Annotated in this window: 20 protein-coding genes; 11 read left to right on the forward strand and 9 right to left on the reverse strand. The window is 63.4% G+C overall.

What is annotated here, in order from left to right:
• The first annotated feature begins 81 nt into the window (after positions 1-81).
• The 8 genes from ABX298_RS00540 to ABX298_RS00575 all read left to right on the forward strand — a co-directional run bounded on the left by ABX298_RS00540 (position 82) and on the right by ABX298_RS00575 (position 6,132).
• Positions 82-753 (forward strand): Bax inhibitor-1/YccA family protein, encoded by a 672-nt coding sequence (locus ABX298_RS00540; RefSeq protein WP_003251184.1) that lies wholly within the window; start codon positions 82-84, stop codon positions 751-753.
• A 292-nt stretch (positions 754-1,045) separates the two neighbouring features.
• The gene (locus tag ABX298_RS00545) at positions 1,046-2,425 is read left to right on the forward strand and encodes a nucleobase:cation symporter-2 family protein (protein WP_013973275.1); all 1,380 of its coding nucleotides are present in this window, start codon (positions 1,046-1,048) and stop codon (positions 2,423-2,425) included.
• Positions 2,426-2,697: 272 nt separating this feature from the next.
• Positions 2,698-3,090, forward strand: a complete 393-nt coding sequence (gene tusD / locus ABX298_RS00550) for a sulfurtransferase complex subunit TusD (RefSeq protein ID WP_013973276.1) — start codon at positions 2,698-2,700, stop codon at positions 3,088-3,090.
• 1 nt (position 3,091) lies between these two features.
• The gene (gene tusC / locus ABX298_RS00555) at positions 3,092-3,451 is read left to right on the forward strand and encodes a sulfurtransferase complex subunit TusC (RefSeq protein ID WP_286100166.1); all 360 of its coding nucleotides are present in this window, start codon (positions 3,092-3,094) and stop codon (positions 3,449-3,451) included.
• The gene (gene tusB, locus ABX298_RS00560; RefSeq protein WP_286100167.1) at positions 3,451-3,747 is read left to right on the forward strand and encodes a sulfurtransferase complex subunit TusB; all 297 of its coding nucleotides are present in this window, start codon (positions 3,451-3,453) and stop codon (positions 3,745-3,747) included. The genes tusC and tusB overlap by 1 nt, the downstream gene beginning before the upstream one ends.
• Positions 3,744-4,079: a TusE/DsrC/DsvC family sulfur relay protein gene (locus ABX298_RS00565; RefSeq protein WP_025339766.1), complete on the forward strand. Its 336-nt coding sequence runs from the start codon at positions 3,744-3,746 to the stop codon at positions 4,077-4,079. The genes tusB and ABX298_RS00565 overlap by 4 nt, the downstream gene beginning before the upstream one ends.
• The gene (locus tag ABX298_RS00570; protein WP_085614912.1) at positions 4,076-5,080 is read left to right on the forward strand and encodes a glycosyl transferase family protein; all 1,005 of its coding nucleotides are present in this window, start codon (positions 4,076-4,078) and stop codon (positions 5,078-5,080) included. Before ABX298_RS00565 ends, ABX298_RS00570 begins: the two co-directional genes overlap by 4 nt.
• 92 nt (positions 5,081-5,172) lie before the next feature.
• A complete protein-coding gene (locus ABX298_RS00575) occupies positions 5,173-6,132 on the forward strand; it encodes a glutathione S-transferase family protein (protein ID WP_367244579.1) in 960 nt (319 codons plus the stop codon).
• 116 nt (positions 6,133-6,248) lie between these two features.
• Here the strand turns inward: ABX298_RS00575 and cysG are convergent, their stop codons facing one another.
• The 7 genes from cysG to ABX298_RS00610 form a co-directional block, all read right to left on the reverse strand.
• Positions 6,249-7,640, reverse strand: a complete 1,392-nt coding sequence (gene cysG / locus ABX298_RS00580; RefSeq protein WP_013973282.1) for a siroheme synthase CysG — start codon at positions 7,638-7,640, stop codon at positions 6,249-6,251.
• A complete protein-coding gene (gene serS, locus ABX298_RS00585; protein ID WP_025339770.1) occupies positions 7,641-8,921 on the reverse strand; it encodes a serine--tRNA ligase in 1,281 nt (426 codons plus the stop codon).
• Between the two features lie 30 nt (positions 8,922-8,951).
• Entirely contained in the window at positions 8,952-9,326 is a 375-nt protein-coding gene (gene crcB, locus ABX298_RS00590; protein WP_075045642.1) for a fluoride efflux transporter CrcB, read from the reverse strand.
• Complete coding sequence (locus tag ABX298_RS00595; protein ID WP_013973284.1) at positions 9,323-10,648, reverse strand: replication-associated recombination protein A; 1,326 nt, start codon at positions 10,646-10,648, stop codon at positions 9,323-9,325. Before ABX298_RS00595 ends, crcB begins: the two co-directional genes overlap by 4 nt.
• A 12-nt stretch (positions 10,649-10,660) precedes the next feature.
• A complete protein-coding gene (gene lolA, locus ABX298_RS00600; protein WP_003258873.1) occupies positions 10,661-11,296 on the reverse strand; it encodes an outer membrane lipoprotein chaperone LolA in 636 nt (211 codons plus the stop codon).
• A gap of 62 nt (positions 11,297-11,358) precedes the next feature.
• Positions 11,359-13,848, reverse strand: a complete 2,490-nt coding sequence (locus ABX298_RS00605; RefSeq protein ID WP_367393924.1) for a DNA translocase FtsK 4TM domain-containing protein — start codon at positions 13,846-13,848, stop codon at positions 11,359-11,361.
• 138 nt (positions 13,849-13,986) lie between these two features.
• Positions 13,987-14,259, reverse strand: a complete 273-nt coding sequence (locus ABX298_RS00610; protein WP_367393925.1) for a hypothetical protein — start codon at positions 14,257-14,259, stop codon at positions 13,987-13,989.
• Positions 14,260-14,294: 35 nt separating this feature from the next.
• Here ABX298_RS00610 and aat point away from each other — a divergent pair, with 35 nt between their 5' ends.
• The 3 genes from aat (at position 14,295) to infA (ending at position 16,060) form a co-directional block, all read left to right on the forward strand.
• Complete coding sequence (gene aat / locus ABX298_RS00615; RefSeq protein WP_075045644.1) at positions 14,295-14,975, forward strand: leucyl/phenylalanyl-tRNA--protein transferase; 681 nt, start codon at positions 14,295-14,297, stop codon at positions 14,973-14,975.
• A gap of 56 nt (positions 14,976-15,031) precedes the next feature.
• Positions 15,032-15,739 (forward strand): arginyltransferase, encoded by a 708-nt coding sequence (locus tag ABX298_RS00620; protein ID WP_013973288.1) that lies wholly within the window; start codon positions 15,032-15,034, stop codon positions 15,737-15,739.
• Between the two features lie 102 nt (positions 15,740-15,841).
• Entirely contained in the window at positions 15,842-16,060 is a 219-nt protein-coding gene (infA, locus tag ABX298_RS00625) for a translation initiation factor IF-1 (protein ID WP_002553999.1), read from the forward strand.
• A 165-nt stretch (positions 16,061-16,225) separates the two neighbouring features.
• Here the strand turns inward: infA and clpA are convergent, their stop codons facing one another.
• Both clpA and clpS read right to left on the reverse strand, forming a co-directional pair.
• Entirely contained in the window at positions 16,226-18,496 is a 2,271-nt protein-coding gene (clpA, locus tag ABX298_RS00630; RefSeq protein WP_025339774.1) for an ATP-dependent Clp protease ATP-binding subunit ClpA, read from the reverse strand.
• Between the two features lie 30 nt (positions 18,497-18,526).
• Positions 18,527-18,889, reverse strand: a complete 363-nt coding sequence (clpS, locus tag ABX298_RS00635; protein WP_013973290.1) for an ATP-dependent Clp protease adapter ClpS — start codon at positions 18,887-18,889, stop codon at positions 18,527-18,529.
• Between the last annotated feature and the right edge of the window lie 40 nt (positions 18,890-18,929).

Here is an 18,929-nt window from a genome sequence, read left to right on the forward strand (position 1 = left end):
TGTGTCGCGGGTTGCGGGAGCTCTGATAGACTCCTAGCATCTGAACGTCTGAAAACCACAGGTTTACCAAGGAGTGTCGCCATGCGCGAACAGGATTACGCCGTACACCACGGCCAGCAGGTCGAGCAGCAGGAGATCAGCAAGGTCCTGCGCAACACGTACAGTCTGCTGGCGCTCACCCTCGCCTTCAGCGGTGTCATGGCCTTCGTGGCCCAGCAGATGCGCGTCGGCTACCCGAACGTGTTCGTGGTGCTGATCGGCTTCTACGGGCTGTTCTTCCTTACCAACAAACTGCGTGATTCGGCCTGGGGCCTGGTGTCCACCTTCGCCCTCACCGGCTTCATGGGCTTTATCCTCGGCCCTATCCTCAACCGCTACCTGGGCATGGCCGGTGGCGCCGAAGTGGTCAGCTCGGCATTTGCCATGACTGCCTTGGTGTTCGGTGGTCTGTCGGCTTATGTGCTGATTACCCGCAAGGACATGAGCTTCCTCAGCGGCTTCATCACTGCGGGCTTCTTTGTCCTGCTGGGTGCTGTAGTGGCCAGCTTCTTCTTCCAGATCAGCGGCCTGCAACTGGCGATCAGCGCTGGCTTCGTGCTGTTCTCGTCGGTCTGCATCCTGTTCCAGACCAGCGCGATCATTCACGGTGGCGAGCGTAACTACATCATGGCGACCATCAGCCTGTATGTGTCGATCTACAACCTGTTTGTCAGCCTGCTGCAACTGTTTGGCATCATGGGTCGTGATGACTGATTGATTGCTGCAAGAGAAGCCCGCTTCGGCGGGCTTTTTTGTGGGAGCGGGTTCACCCGCGAACACCGGCGCAGCCGGTGCCAGGCACCGCGTTGGTTTCTTCGCGGGTGAACCCGCTCCCACAGGGTCCGCGCAGGTTTCAGGCTTGAACAAACAGCACCAATAATTGACCATAAAGTCAGATAATCAGGCGAATGGTCGCCGATCATGCCGCCATCGTGCTTTTCTCTACCCCATTTCGCCATCACCCCGTAGAATGCGCTCCTTTTTTCTTCCGGGGCAGCTTTTCGCAATGAGCTCACACGAACACAGCCCAGGCGCGGCGGCGCCTGCCAATGAACTGGTGCTTGGTCTTGAGGACAAGCCACGGCTGTTGATCGGCCTGCTGGCAGCACTGCAGCATCTGTTGGCGATCATCGTGCCGATCGTCACCCCTGGCCTGCTGATTTGCCAGGCGCTGGGGGTTTCTGCACGTGATACCAACCTGATCGTCTCCATGTCGCTGGTCATCTCGGGTATCGCCACCTTCGTCCAGTGCAAGCGCTTCGGGCCGTTCGGTGCCGGGCTGCTGATCGTCCAGGGCACCAGCTTCAACTTCGTCGGCCCGCTGATTGCCGGCGGGGCGCTGATGGTCAAGCAAGGTACGCCGGTAGAAGGCGTGATGGCGGCCATCTTTGGTGTGGTAATCGCCGGCTCGTTCGTCGAGATGGGCGTGTCGCGCATCCTGCCCTTCGTCAAACGCCTGATTACCCCGCTGGTCACCGGCATCGTGGTGCTGATGATCGGCCTGACCCTGATCAAGGTCGGCCTGATCAGCATGGGTGGTGGCTTCGGCGCCATGGCCAATGGCACCTTCGCCAATGGCGAGAACCTGCTGCTGTCGGGCGTGGTGCTGGCGATCATCGTCATCCTCAACCGCATCCCGGTGGTGTGGATGCGCAGCTGCGCCATCGTTATCGCCCTGGCGGTCGGCTATGCGCTGGCCGGTTACCTGGGCCGCCTGGATTTCACCGGCATGCACGAAGCCGCGCTGTTCCAGGTGCCGACGCCGCTGCACTTCGGCCTGGGCTTCTCCTGGGCACTGTTCATCCCGATGCTGGTGATCTACCTGGTAACTTCGCTGGAAGCCATCGGTGACGTCACCGCCACCAGCAAGGTGTCGCGCCAGCCGGTCGAAGGGCCGGTGTGGATGCAGCGGATCAAGGGCGGTGTACTGGTGAACGGGGCCAACTCGCTGCTGGCCGGCTTGTTCAACACCTTCCCGAGCTCAATCTTTGCCCAGAACAATGGCGTGATTCAGCTGACCGGGATCGCCAGCCGCCATATCGGTATGTGGATTGCCGTGATGCTGGTGCTGCTGGGGCTGTTCCCGAGCGTTGCCGGGGTGATCCAGGCGGTGCCGGAACCGGTGCTGGGTGGTGCGGCCATGGTCATGTTCGGGGCGGTTGCGGCTTCGGGGATCAATATCCTGGCCAGCACTCGCCTGGACCGTCGCGCCCTGCTGATCATCGCTGTATCCCTGGCCCTGGGCCTGGGTGTGGCGCAGGTGCCGGAGTTCCTGGCGCACATGCCTGCGGCGATTCGCAATGTGCTGGAGTCGGGCGTGGCTACTGGGGGTATCTGTGCCCTGGTGTTGAACTGGTTCTTGCCAGAGAGCAAGGAACAGGCTTGAGCCTGGTGTCCGACTGTCAGGGCCACGGGGCTGCTGCGCAGCCCATCGCAGGCAAGCCAGCTCCCACCTCGACCGCATTGATCTGAAGCCATGCGCAGTCCCTGTAGGAGCCTGGCTTGCCAGCGATGAGGCCAGTACAGACAACACAAGGCAGTTGCCCCTACATGGATAGCGCCGGCCTGGTGCAAGACAAAAAGCCCGCCCCGCCATGCACAAGCGGGCGCGGGCTTTTTTGCTTTATCATGGCACCATTCCTTTTGCATGAGTTATCCATGAAATTCGCTATCGCGGTGTTCTCCCCGGCCCATGCGCCCTCCTCGCGGCGCGCCCTGCGCTACGCAGAGGCGGTGCTGGCCGGCGGGCATGAGATTGCCCGGCTGTTCTTCTACCAGGACGGGGTACACAGTGCCTCGGCCAACGTGGTCGCCCCCCAGGACGAGCTGGATGTTGCCGGCCAATGGCGCGCCTTTATTGCAGCCAACCAGCTGGACGCAGTGGTGTGCATCGCCGCCGCCCTGCGCCGTGGCGTGCTCGACGAGGCCGAGGCCAACCGCTACCAGCGCCCGGCCGTTAACCTGCCCAAGCCTTGGGAGCTGTCGGGGCTTGGCCAGCTGCATGAGGCGGCGCAAGTTGCCGATCGCCTTGTCTGCTTCGGAGGCGACTGAAATGGCCAAATCCTTGTTGATCATCAGCCGCCAGGCGCCGTGGAACGGCCCATCGGCCCGTGAAGCACTGGACATCGCCCTGGCTGGCGGCGCGTTCGATCTGCCGCTGGGCATGCTGTTCCTCGATGACGGCGTGTTCCAGCTCGCTGCGGACCAGCAGCCCACCGCCGTGCAACAGAAGAACCTGGCCGCCAACTTGCAGGCACTGCCAATGTTCGGCGTCGAAGAACTGTTCGCCTGCAGCCACAGCCTCAATCGCCGCGGCCTGGCAGCCGACACTCTGGCGCTGCCGGTGCAAATGCTGGACGACGCGGCCCTGACCGCACTGATCGCCCGTTTCGACCAGGTGGTAACGCTCTGATGACGACCCTGCATGTTATTGCCCACTCCCCGTTTGGCGACGAGCGCCTGGCCAGCTGCCTGCGCCTGCTCGGTGCCGACGATGCCCTGCTGCTGTGCGGCGATGCTGTATATGCCCTGTGCAGCGGCAGCGAACCGCACCGCCAGCTGCAAGCCGCCGGCCTGGCCCAGCGCCTGTTCGCTCTGGAAGAAGACGTGCAGGCCCGCGCGGTCGGCAACGAGCTGGCCAAGGCCGTGGACTACGCCGGGTTCGTCGAACTGTCGCTGCATTACGACAAGGTCAACAGCTGGCTATGAATACCCTCAACGTTGGCGATCAGGCGATCGCCCTGGACAAGGACGGCTTCCTGGTCGACCTGCAAGACTGGTCGCATGCCGCCGCCGAGGCTTTGGCCGCGCGCGAGGGCATCCCGTTGACAGCGGACCACTGGGAAATCCTCGAACTGCTGCGCCAGTTCTATCAGGAATACCAGCTGTCCCCGGCCACGCGCCCGCTGATCAAGTACACGGCCCTCAAACTGGGCCCGGACAAGGGCAACAGCCCGCACCTCAACCGCCTGTTCAACGGCACTCCCGCCAAACTGGCCGCCAAGCTGGCGGGCCTGCCCAAGCCGACCAACTGCATATGACAGAACCTCGCCCGCTTACCCTGGAAACCCCTGCCGAACACCCGTTCGCCGAGTTCGTGCGCATTCTTGGCAAAGGCAAGCGCGGCGCGCGTGGCCTGACCCGTGAAGAGGCCCGCACGGCCATGACCCTGCTGCTGGAAGGCAAGGTCGAAGATGCCCAGCTCGGTGCCTTTCTCATGCTGCTGCGGCACAAGGAAGAAAGCGCCGAAGAACTGGCCGGCTTCACCGAGGCCCTGCGCGCCCACTTGCAGGCGCCGCGCATCGCCGTTGACCTGGACTGGCCCACCTACGCCGGCAAGAAACGCCACCTGCCCTGGTACCTGCTGGCTGCCAAATGCCTGGCCAACAATGGCGTGCGCATCCTGATGCACGGTGGCGGTGCGCATACCGCCGGGCGCATGTACACCGAGCAACTGCTGTCCCTGCTGGAAATTCCACTGTGCCGTGACTGGGCTGCGGTCAGCCGGGCCCTGGACCAGCAGCGCCTGGCCTTCTTCCCGCTGCAGGACTGGGCCCCGCAGTTGCAGCGCATGATCGACCTGCGCAACACCCTGGGCCTGCGTTCGCCCATCCACTCGCTGGCCCGGGTGCTCAACCCGCTGGCTGCGCGTTGTGGCCTGCAGAGCATCTTCCACCCCGGTTACCAGGCGGTGCACCGCGAGGCCAGCCGCCTGCTGGGCGACCATGCGGTGGTAATCAAGGGTGATGGCGGCGAGATCGAGGTCAACCCCGATGTCATCAGCCATCTGTACGGCACCACCGCCGGCGAAGCCTGGGACGAGGAGTGGCCAGCGCTGAGCGAACGCCGCCACGTGAAGCCGCCAAGCCTGCAGCCCGAGCAATTGCTGGCGGTCTGGCGTGGCGAGGCCGAGGATAGCTACGGTGAAATGGCCGTGGTCGCGACCATCGCCCTGGCCCTGCGCGGCCTAGGCCAAGACCGTGAGCAGGCTTTCGCCACGGCACGTGGTTACTGGGGCGCACGCAACCAATCGAATAACTAGATAGTAAGAGTGCAGTCTTTGCGCTAGTTATTCGAACGTTTTCCCCTAGACTGGGCTCCAACGACAAACAACTTTGTTCCGAGGAGCTCACCATGGGCCTTTTGATCGACGGCCGCTGGCATGACCAGTGGTATGAAAACGGCAAGGACGGCACGTTCAAACGCGAAAACGCCCAACGCCGAAATCAGCTGCCCGCTCCCGAAGCTGGCCGTTACCACCTGTACGTCTCGCTGGCCTGCCCATGGGCACACCGCACCCTGATCTTCCGTGCCCTCAAGGGGCTGGAGCCGTTGATCGACGTGTCGGTGGTCAGCTGGCTGATGCAGGACCATGGCTGGACTTTCGACCAGCAGCAAGGCTCCAGCGGTGACCACCTCGACGCGCTGCAGTACCTGCACCAGCGCTACACCCAGGATGACCCGCACTACACTGGCCGCGTGACTGTACCGGTGCTGTGGGACAAGAAAGAGAAACGCATCGTCAACAACGAGTCGTCGGAGATCATCCGCATCTTCAACAGCGCGTTCAACGAACTGACCGGCAATACACTGGACCTGTACCCAGAGCCGCTGCGCCCGACCATCGAGGCGCTGAACGAGCGCATCTACCCGGCGGTGAACAACGGCGTGTATCGCGCAGGCTTCGCCACTACGCAGGAAGCCTACGAGGCTGCGTTTGACGAAGTGTTCAACGAACTGGACTATCTGGAAGACTTGCTGAGCCGCAACCGCTACCTGGCCGGGGAATACCTGACCGAGGCCGATGTGCGCCTGTTCACCACCCTGGTGCGCTTCGATGCGGTGTACCACGGGCACTTCAAGTGCAACCTGCGCCGCCTGAGCGATTATCACAACCTGTCGAACTGGCTGCGTGAACTGTACCAGTGGCCGGGGGTGGCGGGCACAGTGGACATGGAGCATATCCAGAAGCACTACTACATGAGCCACAAGACCATCAACCCGAACGGGATCGTGCCCAAGGGGCCGCTGCAGGACTTCAACCTGCCGCATGATCGGGAGCGGTTGCCAGGCAAGGGGATTTGGCAGGCTTGAGATTGCAGGGGCTGCTTTGCAGCCCATCGCGACACAAGGCCGCTCCTACAGGGGATCGCTATCTCCTGTAGGAGCGGCCTTGTGTCGCGATGGGCCGCAAAGCGGCCCCAACGATTTCAGCTGTTCTGCGAACCTTCGAACCAGGCCAGCTTGTCACGCAACTGCACCACTTCCCCGACAATCACCAGGGTTGGCGCATGCACTTCATGCTGGGCCACCAGGTCCGGCAAGTCCGCCAAGGTGCCGGTGAACACCCGCTGATTACGCGTAGTCCCCTGCTGCACCAGCGCCGCCGGGGTACTGGCCGCGCGGCCATGGCGAATCAGCTCGGCGCAGATGGTCGGCAAGCCCACCAAGCCCATGTAGAACACCAGGGTCTGTGCCGGCGCCACCAGGTCATGCCAAGGCAGGTTGCTGGTGCCATCCTTCAGGTGCCCGGTCACGAAACGTACTGACTGGGCATAGTCGCGGTGAGTCAGCGGAATTCCACCATAGGCGGAACACCCACTAGCCGCGGTAATGCCCGGCACCACCTGGAACGGGATGCCATGCTCGGCCAGTTCTTCGATCTCTTCGCCGCCCCGGCCGAAGATGAACGGGTCGCCGCCCTTCAGGCGCAGCACACGCTTGCCCTGTCGGGCCAGGTCGACCAGCAGGCGGTTGATCTGGTCCTGAGGCACGGCATGGTCGGCGCGACGCTTGCCCACGTAGATACGCTCGGCATCGCGGCGGCACATCTCGATGATCGCCGGTGCCACCAGGCGGTCATACAGCACCACGTCAGCCTGCTGCATCAGGCGCAAGGCACGGAAGGTCAGCAAGTCCGGATCGCCCGGGCCCGCCCCCACCAAGTACACCTCACCGCCCTGCTGCACCGGCGCACCGTCGACCATCGCCTGCAACAGGCGCTCGGCCTCGGCGCCCTGCCCGGCCAGCTGGCGCTCGGCAATCGGCCCCTGAAACACGGTTTCCCAGAAGCCACGGCGCTGGTTGACATCCGGGTACAAGGCCTTGACCTTGTCGCGGAAGCGCGCGGCCAAGCCGGCCAGCTCGCCATAGGCGGACGGGATCCAGGCCTCCAGCTTGGCGCGAATCAAACGCGCCAGTACCGGGGCATCACCGCCACTGGACACCGCGACCACCAACGGCGAACGGTCGACGATCGCCGGGAAGATCACCGTGCACAGGGCCGGCGCATCCACCACGTTGACCGGCAGGCTGAGGGCCTGCGCATCCGCCGACACCTGGGCATTGAGCCCGGGGTCGTCGGTGGCCGCGATCACCAGCCGGCAACCGACCAGGTCGGCTGCCTGATAGCCGCGCACCAGCACCTCGCCGCCACCTTCCCGGGCCAGCGCGGCCAACTGGCCGTCGACATCCGGTGCCACCACGCGCAGCGCGGCGCCAGCATCGGCCAGCAGGCGCGCCTTGCGCAAGGCGATCTCACCGCCGCCAACGACCAGCACGCGGCCGCCCTGCAGCTTGTGGAACAGCGGCAGGTAATCCATTTAGCGGATAACCTCGACGCCACCCATGTAAGGCTTCAGCACTTCCGGCACACGGATCGAACCGTCGGCCTGCTGGTAGTTTTCCAGCACGGCAACCAGGGTACGGCCTACGGCCAGGCCGGAACCGTTGAGGGTGTGCACCAGCTCTGGCTTGCCGGTTTCCGGGTTGCGCCAGCGGGCCTGCATGCGGCGCGCCTGGAAGTCACCGCAGTTGGAGCACGAGCTGATTTCGCGGTACTTGTCCTGGCTTGGTACCCACACTTCCAGGTCGTAGGTCTTCACCGCACCAAAGCCCATGTCGCCGGTGCACAGGGCCAGCACGCGGTACGGCAGCTCCAGCAGCTGCAGCACGCGCTCGGCGTTGGCAGTCAGGCCTTCCAGGGCTTCCATCGACTTGGACGGCTCGACCACCTGCACCATCTCGACCTTGTCGAACTGGTGCTGGCGGATCATGCCGCGGGTGTCACGGCCGGAAGCACCAGCTTCGCTACGGAAGCAAGGGGTGTGGGCAACCAGCTTCAGTGGCAGCTGCTTGGCGTCGAGGATTTCACCGGCCACCAGGTTGGTCAGCGACACTTCGGCGGTCGGGATCAGGTAGAAGTCGGCCTCACCTTCGCGGCTGATCTTGAACAGGTCTTCCTCGAACTTCGGCAGCTGGCCGGTGCCCTGCAGGGCCGGGGCCTGGACCAAGTACGGGGTGTAGTGCTCCTCGTAGCCGTGCTCGCCGGTGTGCAGGTTGATCATGAACTGCGCCAGGGCGCGGTGCAGGCGGGCGATCGGGCCGCGCAACACGGCAAAACGTGCGCCAGACAGCTTGGCGGCGGCTTCGAAGTCCAGGCCACCGCTGACTTCGCCAAGGGCGACGTGGTCCTTGATTTCGAAGTCGAAAGCCTTCGGCGTGCCCCAACGGCGCACTTCGACGTTGTCGTCTTCGCTGGCACCGACCGGTACGCTGGCGTCCGGCAGGTTGGGGATGGTCAGCAGGATGCCATCCAGTTCGGCCTGAATGCCGTCCAGCTCGGTCTTGCCGGCAGCCAGTTCGTTGGCCATGCGCTCGACGTCGGCCATCAGCGGCGCAATGTCTTCGCCCTTGGCCTTGGCCTGGCCGATGGACTTGGAACGGGCATTACGCTCGGCCTGCAGCTGCTCGGTGCGGGTCTGCACAGCCTTGCGGCGCTCTTCCAGTGATTCGATGCGCGCGACATCCAGGCTGAAGCCACGGGAGGCCAGGCGATCCGCCACTTCCTGAAGTTGGCCGCGTAACAGTTTGGAATCGAGCATATCGTTCTCTCGTTATGTGTAGGTGTTGGTTCAGAATCGGGTCAGGGACAGGCCGGCCCAGGTCGCGAGCAGCCCGCCCACCACGCTGATACCGGTATAGCCCAGAGCCAGCGGCACTTGCCCGCTTTCCAGCAGGCGTACGGTATCCAGCGAAAAGGAGGAAAAAGTCGTCAGGCCACCGAGGAAGCCGACGATCAGCCCGGCGCGCAGCTCGACCGGCACGATCGGCTTGTGCAGGAACAGGCCATAGAGCAGGCCGATCAGCAGGCAGCCAATCAGGTTGACCGCCAGCGTACCGAGATAGAAGTGCCGTGGCCAGTGGGCAGCCACCCAGTTGGTGGTAGCAAAGCGCAACAAGGTACCGGCAATACCGCCAGCGCTGACGGCGGCAATCAGTGCAATCACGGTTTTCTCCGCTGGCGGGGGCTGTTGCGATCAAGGTCGGCCAAGTGGCGCAGCTTCTCGCCAATCTTCAGTTCCAGGCCACGAGGCACCGGCTGGTAGTACTGGCGCGGCTCGAGCTCCTCGGGGAAGTAGTCTTCGCCGGCGGCATAGGCGTCGGGTTCATCGTGGGCATAGCGGTACTCGTCGCCATAGCCCAGTTGCTTCATCAGCTTGGTCGGGGCGTTGCGCAGGTGCAGCGGCACTTCCAGCGAACCGTGCTCGGCGGCCTCGCGCAGGGCGGTCTTGAAGCCCATGTACACCGCGTTGCTCTTCGGTGCGCAGGCGAGGTAGGTGATGGCCTGGGCCACTGCCAGTTCGCCCTCGGGGCTGCCCAGGCGCTCTTGCACATCCCAGGCCGCCAGGCACAGGCTGAGCGCGCGCGGGTCGGCGTTGCCGATGTCCTCGCTGGCCATGCGCACCACGCGGCGGGCGATGTACAGCGGGTCGCAGCCGCCGTCGAGCATGCGCGCGAACCAGTACAGGGCACCATCGGGGTTGGAGCCGCGCACCGACTTGTGCAGTGCGGAAATCTGGTCGTAGAACGCCTCGCCACCCTTGTCGAAGCGGCGGCGGCTGTCGCCGAGCAGGCTCTGCAGCATCTCGACGTCGATCTCGCTGCCGTCTTCAGCCAGGTCCGACGCATTTTCCAGGAAGTTGAGCATGCGCCGGCCATCGCCATCGGCGGCAGCCATCAGCATCTTGAAGGCGTCGTCACCAACCCGCAGGTTGCGCTTGCCCAGGCCGCGCTCTTCAGTCAGCGCGCGGTTGACCAGCTTGCGCAGCGCCGCCTCGTCCAGGCTCTTGAGCACATACACCCGCGCCCGCGACAGCAATGCGTTGTTCAGCTCGAACGACGGATTTTCGGTGGTGGCGCCAATGAACAGCAGGGTGCCGTCTTCCACATAGGGCAGGAAGGCATCCTGCTGCGACTTGTTGAAGCGGTGCACTTCGTCGACGAACAGGATGGTACGGCGGCCGTACTGGCCAGCCTGCTGCTTGGCCACTTCGACCGCCTGGCGAATCTCCTTCACCCCGGCCAGTACCGCCGACACCGTTTCGAAGTGCGCGTCGCAGAACTGCGCCAGCAGCCGCGCGAGGGTGGTCTTGCCCACCCCTGGCGGCCCCCAGAAGATCATCGAGTGCAGCGCACCCTGCTCCAGCGCCTCGCGCAGCGGCTTGCCGCGCGCCAGCAGGTGCTCCTGGCCGACGTACTCGTCCAGGTTGGACGGGCGCAGGCGAGCGGCCAGGGGCTGGGCGACGGGTTCGCTTCGAAACAGGTCCATGGCGAGCTCTGGTTACTCCTTGATGACGTCCGCGCCTTTGGGGATGTCGAACTTGAACTTGCTGTCCGGCACCGCCTGGTTGGCTTTCACGCCATTGAACAGGATGTTGGTGCGCTGGCCGACGCTGTCGATCAGCTGCATGTCGTTGATCAGGCCCTTGCGGAACGACACACGCAGCGAGTCGAACAGGGTGTCCTTGGTCTTCGGCTTGAGGGTGAAGTCCATCACTTCGCCCTGCTCCTTCGAGCTGATGTCGAAGCTCTGGCTGATCTTCGACACGTCACCAGACAGCAGCAGCGCCGGGGTCTGGTTCAGGCGCTGGTCGAGCTTCTTGATGGTCGCCTGCTCCAGGTCCGGGTCCCACAGGGTGACGTTCTTGCCGTCGGATACCACCACCTGCTCCTGCGGCGCATCGGTGTGCCAGTAGAACAGGCCCGGGCGCTTGACGGTCATCTTGCCGGAGGTTTCCTGCAGGCTGGTGCCGCCGGCGTCCAGGGTCAGCTGGGAAAAGTTGGCCTCGATGGTCTGCGACTTTTCCAGCAATTGGGTCAGGCGTTGTACGTCTTGCTCACCGGCAAAAGCCGATACGGTGGCCGACACAGAAGCCGCGGCCAGGGCAGAAACCAACAGCATGCGAATCGCGCGCATGGGAGTCCTCATCGAGCATTGAAAAGGCCGGGCACCACCGTTGGCGCCCGGCAAGGTGTTCGTCAGTCGCGCGGGCCGCCCGGGGCTATTACTTCCCGGGAGCCGTTGCTGTTCATGGGGGTGACCACGCCGGCCATTTCCATGGCTTCGATCATGCGGGCGGCGCGGTTGTAGCCGATCTTCAGTTTGCGCTGCACGGCCGAGATGGACGCGCGGCGGCTTTCCAGCACGAACTGCACGGCCTCATCATACAGGGCGTCGCTTTCCGAATCTTCGCCATCGCCACCACCGCCGCCGCCTTCGAAGCCGCTGCCGGCCTCCTCGACGCCGTTGAGGATGTCGTCGTTGTAGTCCGGGGCGCCGCGCAGCTTCCACGCTTCCACCACGCGGTGCACCTCGTCGTCGGAGACGAACGCGCCGTGCACACGAATCGGCAGGCTGGTGCCCGGCGGCATGTACAGCATGTCACCGTGGCCCAGCAGCTGCTCGGCACCACCCTGGTCGATGATGGTCCGCGAGTCGATCTTGCTCGACACCTGGAATGCCATGCGGGTCGGGATGTTGGCCTTGATCAGGCCGGTAATCACGTCCACCGACGGGCGCTGGGTAGCGAGGATCAGGTGGATACCGGCCGCACGTGCCTTCTGGGCGATACGGGCGATCAGCTCTTCGACCTTCTTGCCGACGATCATCATCATGTCGGCGAATTCGTCGACCACCACCACGATGGTCGGCAGGGTTTTCAGCGCAGGCGGCTCGTCGTCCATGCTCTCGCGGCGGTACAGCGGGTCATGGATGATCTCGCCGGCGTCCTGGGCGTCCTTGATCTTGCGGTTGAAGCCGGCCAGGTTACGCACACCCATGGCCGCCATCAGCTTGTAGCGCCGCTCCATCTCGGCCACGCTCCAGCGCAGGGCGTTGGCGGCGTCCTTCATGTCGGTGACCACCGGGCACAGCAGGTGCGGGATGCCCTCGTAGATCGACAGTTCGAGCATTTTCGGGTCGATCATGATCAGCCGCGCGTCTTCCGGGCTGGACTTGAACAGGATCGACAGGATCATCGCGTTCACACCCACCGACTTACCGGAACCGGTGGTACCGGCCACCAGCAGGTGCGGCATCTTGGCCAGGTCGGTGATCACCGGCTTGCCGCCGATGTCGTGGCCCAGGGCCAGGGTGACCGGCGATTTCTGCTCGTCGTACTGCGGCGTGGCCAGCACTTCGGAGAAACGCACCATCTGCCGGTTCTCGTTGGGGATCTCGATACCCACGGTGGTCTTGCCGGGGATGACCTCGACCACACGCACACTGGTCACTGCCAGCGAACGCGCCAGGTCCTTGGCCAGGTTGGCGATACGGCTGACCTTCACGCCGGCGGCCGGCTGGATTTCGTAACGGGTAATCACCGGGCCCGGGTGGATCGAGTCCACCGCCACTTCCACGCCGAATTCCTTGAGTTTGATTTCCAGCAACTGGCCGACACCGGCCAGAGATTCCGGCGAGTACTCGATCTTCTTCTGTTCGGCCGGGTCGAGGATGGAGATCGACGGCAAAGTACCTTCCACCGCGCTGTCGACGAACAGCGGAGCCTGCTTCTCCTTCATCACCCGCTTGCTCGGCTCCGGCGCCCTGGCGGGTGTCGGCGGCACGATCATCGGGGCCGCGGCAGGTGGTTCGCGGGAGATTACCGGCTCACGTGGTGCCGGCGACTCGCGTGGCACCACAGGCTCGCGCGACAGGGTTGGCTCACGTGGCTCGACCGGTTGGGCAGGTGCTTCTTCACGCTTGAAGATGCGCTCGCGCAGCGCCGGCTTGGCCGGTTCGCGCTTGTCGGCGGCCATTGGCGCGGCCTTGACCACCGGTTCATCCTCGCGCAGCTGCGCCTCCAGGCGCTTGCGTTCGTTGCGTGCTTCCCACCAACGGTTGGCGGCGCCCTGCACCAGCTCGAACAGGTCGAGGGTGATCTTGCCGGTCAGGTCCATCACCTTGAACCACGACAGGTCGGTGAACACGGTCAGGCCGAACAGGAACAGGGCAATGAACATCAGCGTGCTGCCCTGCACGTTCAGCAGGTTGCGCGCCAGGTCGCCCAGGCTCTCGCCCAGCGCACCACCGGCGGAGAACGGCATGCTCGCAGGCGGGTGGAAATGGATATGTGCCAGCGCCGCACCAGACAGCACCAGGAACACCAGGCCGATGAGCCGCCAGGAGAACAGCCAGCCGCTCCAGTCCCAGGGCTGGTGGCGTTCGCGGAAGATCTGCCAGGTCTTTATCGCCAGCAGCAGCGGGAAGATGTAGGCGAAGTACCCCAGCACCATGAACAGGATGTCGGCGAAGTAGGCACCAGCACGCCCGGCGGCGTTCTGCACCTGGTCGACGTTGCTGGTGTGGCTGAAGCCCGGGTCCGACGTATCGTAGGTCAGCAGCGCCATCCACAGGTACAGGCACAGGGCGCCGACAGCGATCAACGCACCTTCCTTGAGGCGATAATGCAGCTGCTGCCGCCATAGGGGGACGGGCAAGGGAGCTGGAGTTGCGGTGGATTTCTTCAAAACGCGTCTATTCCTGCGCGTGCTGCGCGTCCAATAGTGATCGGCCGACGGTGCGGCCAATGAACCACTACTTTTAACATTACTGCCCGCCAGCCGCCATGGCGGCACGCCAGATGGGGGTATGGCCGGGGGCGACTTTCATATAGCTGCAATTTGAGCATGCATTTTCTTTTGTGACAAAGGCTTATGCTGTGTTTTTGCACAGGTGTGACAGCAAATGTAGCGGATGGTGCCTGCTGTCTCATGAATGTGTAGGAAATTGCCTATTTTCATCGCCTGTACCGGCCTCTTCGCGGGCTTGCCCGCTCCCACAGGTACCCCCGCAGGCTTCAGGGCCTGCACATGGCCTGTGGGAACGGGCGCGCCCGCGAAGAAGCCAAAGAGATTGACCCTGCTTTTCACCCGCGCCATGCTGCCCTCTCCCCTCCCCCACCGCACGATAGACCATGCTCACCTGGCTGACCCGCGACTCGCTGACCTTCCCGCCCCTGGAAAAGGCCCTGCACGACCCCAACGGCCTGCTCGCTGCCGGCGGCGACCTGAGCCCCGAGCGCCTGGTGCAGGCCTATCGCCATGGCTGCTTCCCGTGGTACCAGGACGGCCAGCCGATCCTCTGGTGGTCGCCCGACCCGCGCACGGTGCTGCTCCCGGACCAGCTGCACGTGTCGCGCTCGCTGGCCAAGCTGATGCGCCAGGGTCGTTACCAGGTCAGCTTCGACACCGACTTCCCGGCGGTGATCGCCGCCTGCGCCGCGCCACGTGACTACGCCGACGGCACCTGGATCACCGACACCATGCGCGCCGCCTACTGCGAGCTGCACCGGCGCGGCATCGCCCATTCGGTGGAGGTGCGCCAGGATGGCGAGCTGGTCGGCGGCCTGTACGGCCTGGCCATGGGCCAGCTGTTCTTCGGCGAATCGATGTTCAGCCGCGCCGACAATGCCTCCAAGGTCGGCTTCGTGACCCTGGTCAACCACCTGCGCCAGGCCGGTTTCGTCCTCATCGACTGCCAGATGCCGACCAACCACCTGCACAGCCTGGGCGCCCACGCCATCAGCCGCGCCGAGTTCGCCGGCTACCTGGCACGCCACCTCGACCAGCCCAACAGCGCCACATGGCTTCCCTAGGCGAGTTCCCATAGCTGGCTTACACTTAAAGCAAAGTCTCACCGAGGGGGTTGATCATGACAGAGTTGGCGCGGTTGAAGTTCTATGCCACTCAGCCCCACTCCTGCAGCTACCTGCCCGACGAACAGGCAACCACACTGTTCCTCGACCCCAGCCAGCCGATGGACGTGCACGTGTACGCCGATTTGTCGGAAATGGGCTTCCGCCGCAGTGGCGACCACCTGTACCGCCCGCATTGCCAGAACTGCAATGCCTGCGTGCCGGCACGCATCCCGGCGGCGCGCTTCATCCCCAACCGCCAGCAACGGCGCATCCTCAAGCGCAACGCCGACCTGACCGTGACCGCCGCGCGCCCGGCGTTCAAGGAAGAGTACTTCGAGCTGTACCGGCGCTATATCGAAACGCGCCACGCCGACGGTGACATGTACCCGCCCAGCCGCGACCAGTTCTCCACCTTCCTGGTGCGCGACCTGCCGTTCTGCTGGTTCTACGAGTTCCGCCTGGAAGGCCGCTTGATGGCGGTAGCGGTGTGCGACCTGCTGCCCAACGGCCTGTCAGCGGTGTACACCTTCTACGAGCCGGACGAAGAACGCCGCAGCCTGGGCCGCTTCGCCATCCTCTGGCAGATCACCGAAGCCCTGCGCCAGGACCTGGAGGCGGTTTACCTGGGTTACTGGATCAAGAACTGCAAGAAAATGAACTACAAGACGCAGTATCGGCCTATCGAACTGTTGATAAATCAGCGCTGGGTCACCCTCAACTGAAAGGCATTGGCTTGACACACAGTTTTCGGGCATAATCCACGCCACTTTTTTGCCCGGTGCGGTTATGCGTCGGGCCAACACTGGATCCGAGGGCTCTACTGCATGTCGAAAGAAGACAGCTTCGAAATGGAAGGTACTGTCGTCGACACCCTGCCCAACACCATGTTCCGCGTGGAGTTGGAAAACGGGCACGTCGTAACCGCGCACATCTCCGGAAAGATGCGCAAGAACTATATCCGTATTCTCACTGGCGACAAGGTCCGCGTCGAACTGACGCCCTACGACCTGAGCAAGGGCCGCATCACCTACCGTGCGCGCTAAGCTCAAGCCATGAAAAAGCCCGGCCATGTGCCGGGCTTTTTTGTGCCTTCAGGATTGTAGGGGGCTGCTTTGCAGCCCTTCGCGGGCACGCCCGCTCCCACAGGTAATAGCTATCCCCTGTGGGAGCGGGCGTGCCCGCGAAGGGCCGCATAGCGGCCCCATCTGTCACGCAACCTCAGCCGTGGTCTCGAAGTCGAACACCAGTTCGCCATCGCGCAGGTCGACGTGCACCACGCCACCATGCTCGGCCAGTTCGCCAAACAGGATCTCCTCGGCCAGCGGCCGCTTGATCTTGTCCTGGATCAGCCGCGCCATCGGCCGCGCACCCATCTGCACGTCGTAGCCCGAGGCCGCCAGCCAGCCGCGTGCATCATCGCTGACTTCCAGCAGCACTCGCTTGTCTTCCAGCTGCGCCTGCAGTTCGATAAGGAACTTGTCGACGATGCTCTTGATCGTCTCGTGGCTCAGGCGGCCAAACTGGATGATGGTGTCCAGGCGGTTGCGGAACTCCGGCGTGAAGCTCTTGCGGATGACTTCCATGGCATCGGACGCATGGTCCTGATGAGTAAAGCCGATCGAGGCCCGCGCGGCGGTTTCTGCGCCAGCGTTGGTGGTCATGATCAGGATCACGTTGCGGAAGTCGGCCTTGCGCCCGTTGTTGTCGGTCAGGGTACCGTGATCCATCACCTGCAGCAGCAGGTTGAAGACTTCCGGGTGGGCCTTCTCGATTTCGTCGAGCAGCAATACGCAGTGCGGTTGCTTGGTGATCGCCTCGGTCAGCAAACCACCCTGGTCAAAGCCAACATAGCCAGGAGGCGCACCGATCAGGCGCGACACGGTGTGGCGTTCCATGTACTCGGACATGTCGAAGCGCACCAGCTCCACGCCCAGCGCCTTGGCCAGCTGCCGTGCTGCTTCGGTCTTGCCGACGCCGGTCGGGCCGGCGAACAGGAACGAACCGACAGGCTTGTCCGGCGACTTGAGGCCGGCGCGGGACAGCTTGATGGCGGTGGCCAGCGAATCGATCGCCTGGTCCTGACCAAATACGGTCAACTTCAGGTCACGCTCGAGGTTGCGCAGCAGTTCCTTGTCGGAACTGGTGACGTGCTTCGGCGGAATCCGCGCGATCTTGGCGACGATGTCTTCGACCTGCGGCACGTCGATGCGCTTGACGCGGTTAGCCTCCGGCTGCAGGCGCTGGTAGGCACCGGCTTCGTCGATCACGTCGATGGCCTTGTCCGGCATGTGCCGGTCATTGATGTAGCGCGAGGCCAGTTCAGCGGCGGCGCGCAAGGCTTCGTCGCTGTACTCGATGTTGTGGTGGCTTTCGAAGCGGCCTTTCAGGCCACGCAGGATGCCCACGGTGTCTTCGACCGACGGCTCGCTGACATCGACCTTCTGGAAGCGCCGCGCCAGGGCACGGTCCTTCTCGAAAATGCCGCGGAATTCCTGGAAGGTGGTCGAACCGATGCAACGGATCTCACCGGACGACAGCAGTGGCTTGAGCAGGTTGGACGCATCCATCACCCCGCCCGACGCCGCACCGGCACCAATGATGGTGTGGATTTCGTCGATGAACAGGATCGCCTGCGGGCGCTTGCGCAGCTCGCCGAGCAGCGCCTTGAAGCGCTTCTCGAAATCGCCACGGTATTTGGTACCCGCCAGCAGTGCGCCGAGATCGAGGGAATACACCACGCTCTGCGCCAGCAAATCGGGCACCTGGCCATCGACGATACGCTTGGCCAGGCCTTCGGCGATGGCGGTCTTGCCCACGCCTGCCTCACCCACCAGCAGCGGGTTGTTCTTGCGCCGACGGGCAAGGATTTGCGCCACGCGCTCCACTTCCTGCTCGCGGCCTACCAGCGGGTCGATACGTCCGGCACGGGCCAGTTCGTTCAGGTTGCTGGCATAGGCATCCAGCGGGTTGCTCGAAGAGGCGGTATCGCCGCCCTCTTCATCCTGCATTTCCTGGTCGTTTTCGGAATGCGGACCATGGCCCGGCACCTTGGAGATGCCATGGGCGATGTAGTTGACCACGTCGATGCGGGCCACGCTCTGCTGCTTGAGCAGGAACACGGCCTGGCTTTCCTGTTCGCTGAAGATCGCCACCAGCACGTTGGCGCCAGTGACTTCACGCTTGCCGGAGCTTTGCACGTGGAACACGGCACGCTGCAGTACACGCTGGAAGCCCAGGGTCGGCTGGGTTTCGCGATCTTCATCGTTGACCGGGATCAGGGGTGTAGTGGAATCGATGAACTCTTGCAGGTCGTGCTTGAGTTTGTCGAGATTGGCGCCACAGGCGCGCAGAACGGTCGCGGCAGCCTCATTGTCAAGGAGTGCCAGCAGCAGATGTTCGACGGTCATGAACTCATGACGCTTCGAACGAGCCTCCTTGAAGGCAAGATTGAGGGTGACTTCGAGCTCGCGGTTTAACATAGCTTCACCTCATACCCAAGTGGTCGGCGATTAACCGTCCTTCTCGATTTCACAGAGTAGCGGATGCTGGCTTTCCCTGGCGTATTGGTTGACCTGCATAGCCTTTGTTTCGGCGATGTCACGGGTAAACAATCCGCACACTGCCCGCCCTTCGGTATGGACGGTCAGCATGATCTTGGTCGCCAGCTCGCGGTTCAGATTGAAGAACGTCTCGAGCACTTCGACGACGAAATCCATCGGCGTGTAGTCATCGTTGAACAAAACCACCTTGTACATCGGTGGCGCCTGCAGGATCGGCTTGGCTTCCTGAACTGCAAGACCCGAGCCGTCGTCCTCATTCGATTGCGGGCGATCCTGATTGAATGTTAGTCGAATCTCACTAGGTGCATGCATGGAAAGAATTTCATCATGAGCGACAGGTTAAGGTTGTGGG

The organism is Pseudomonas sp. X4, from assembly GCF_040784925.1.
Lineage (GTDB): Bacteria > Pseudomonadota > Gammaproteobacteria > Pseudomonadales > Pseudomonadaceae > Aquipseudomonas > Aquipseudomonas putida_Z.

Excerpts from the sequence above, each read along its gene's own strand:
- ABX298_RS00545 (WP_013973275.1), top strand. The coding sequence starts at position 1,046 with ATGAGCTCACACGAACACAGCCCAGGCGCGGCGGCGCCTGCCAATGAA.
- ABX298_RS00610 (WP_367393925.1), bottom strand. The coding sequence starts at position 14,259 with ATGGCGCGGGTGAAAAGCAGGGTCAATCTCTTTGGCTTCTTCGCGGGC.
- infA (WP_002553999.1), top strand. The coding sequence starts at position 15,842 with ATGTCGAAAGAAGACAGCTTCGAAATGGAAGGTACTGTCGTCGACACC.
- cysG (WP_013973282.1), bottom strand. The coding sequence starts at position 7,640 with ATGGATTACCTGCCGCTGTTCCACAAGCTGCAGGGCGGCCGCGTGCTG.
- lolA (WP_003258873.1), bottom strand. The coding sequence starts at position 11,296 with ATGCGCGCGATTCGCATGCTGTTGGTTTCTGCCCTGGCCGCGGCTTCT.
- clpA (WP_025339774.1), bottom strand. The coding sequence starts at position 18,496 with ATGTTAAACCGCGAGCTCGAAGTCACCCTCAATCTTGCCTTCAAGGAG.
- ABX298_RS00575 (WP_367244579.1), top strand. The coding sequence starts at position 5,173 with ATGGGCCTTTTGATCGACGGCCGCTGGCATGACCAGTGGTATGAAAAC.
- serS (WP_025339770.1), bottom strand. The coding sequence starts at position 8,921 with ATGCTCGATTCCAAACTGTTACGCGGCCAACTTCAGGAAGTGGCGGAT.
- ABX298_RS00565 (WP_025339766.1), top strand. The coding sequence starts at position 3,744 with ATGAATACCCTCAACGTTGGCGATCAGGCGATCGCCCTGGACAAGGAC.
- tusC (WP_286100166.1), top strand. The coding sequence starts at position 3,092 with ATGGCCAAATCCTTGTTGATCATCAGCCGCCAGGCGCCGTGGAACGGC.
- ABX298_RS00570 (WP_085614912.1), top strand. The coding sequence starts at position 4,076 with ATGACAGAACCTCGCCCGCTTACCCTGGAAACCCCTGCCGAACACCCG.
- tusD (WP_013973276.1), top strand. The coding sequence starts at position 2,698 with ATGAAATTCGCTATCGCGGTGTTCTCCCCGGCCCATGCGCCCTCCTCG.
- ABX298_RS00540 (WP_003251184.1), top strand. The coding sequence starts at position 82 with ATGCGCGAACAGGATTACGCCGTACACCACGGCCAGCAGGTCGAGCAG.
- clpS (WP_013973290.1), bottom strand. The coding sequence starts at position 18,889 with ATGCATGCACCTAGTGAGATTCGACTAACATTCAATCAGGATCGCCCG.
- aat (WP_075045644.1), top strand. The coding sequence starts at position 14,295 with ATGCTCACCTGGCTGACCCGCGACTCGCTGACCTTCCCGCCCCTGGAA.
- ABX298_RS00620 (WP_013973288.1), top strand. The coding sequence starts at position 15,032 with ATGACAGAGTTGGCGCGGTTGAAGTTCTATGCCACTCAGCCCCACTCC.
- ABX298_RS00595 (WP_013973284.1), bottom strand. The coding sequence starts at position 10,648 with ATGGACCTGTTTCGAAGCGAACCCGTCGCCCAGCCCCTGGCCGCTCGC.
- tusB (WP_286100167.1), top strand. The coding sequence starts at position 3,451 with ATGACGACCCTGCATGTTATTGCCCACTCCCCGTTTGGCGACGAGCGC.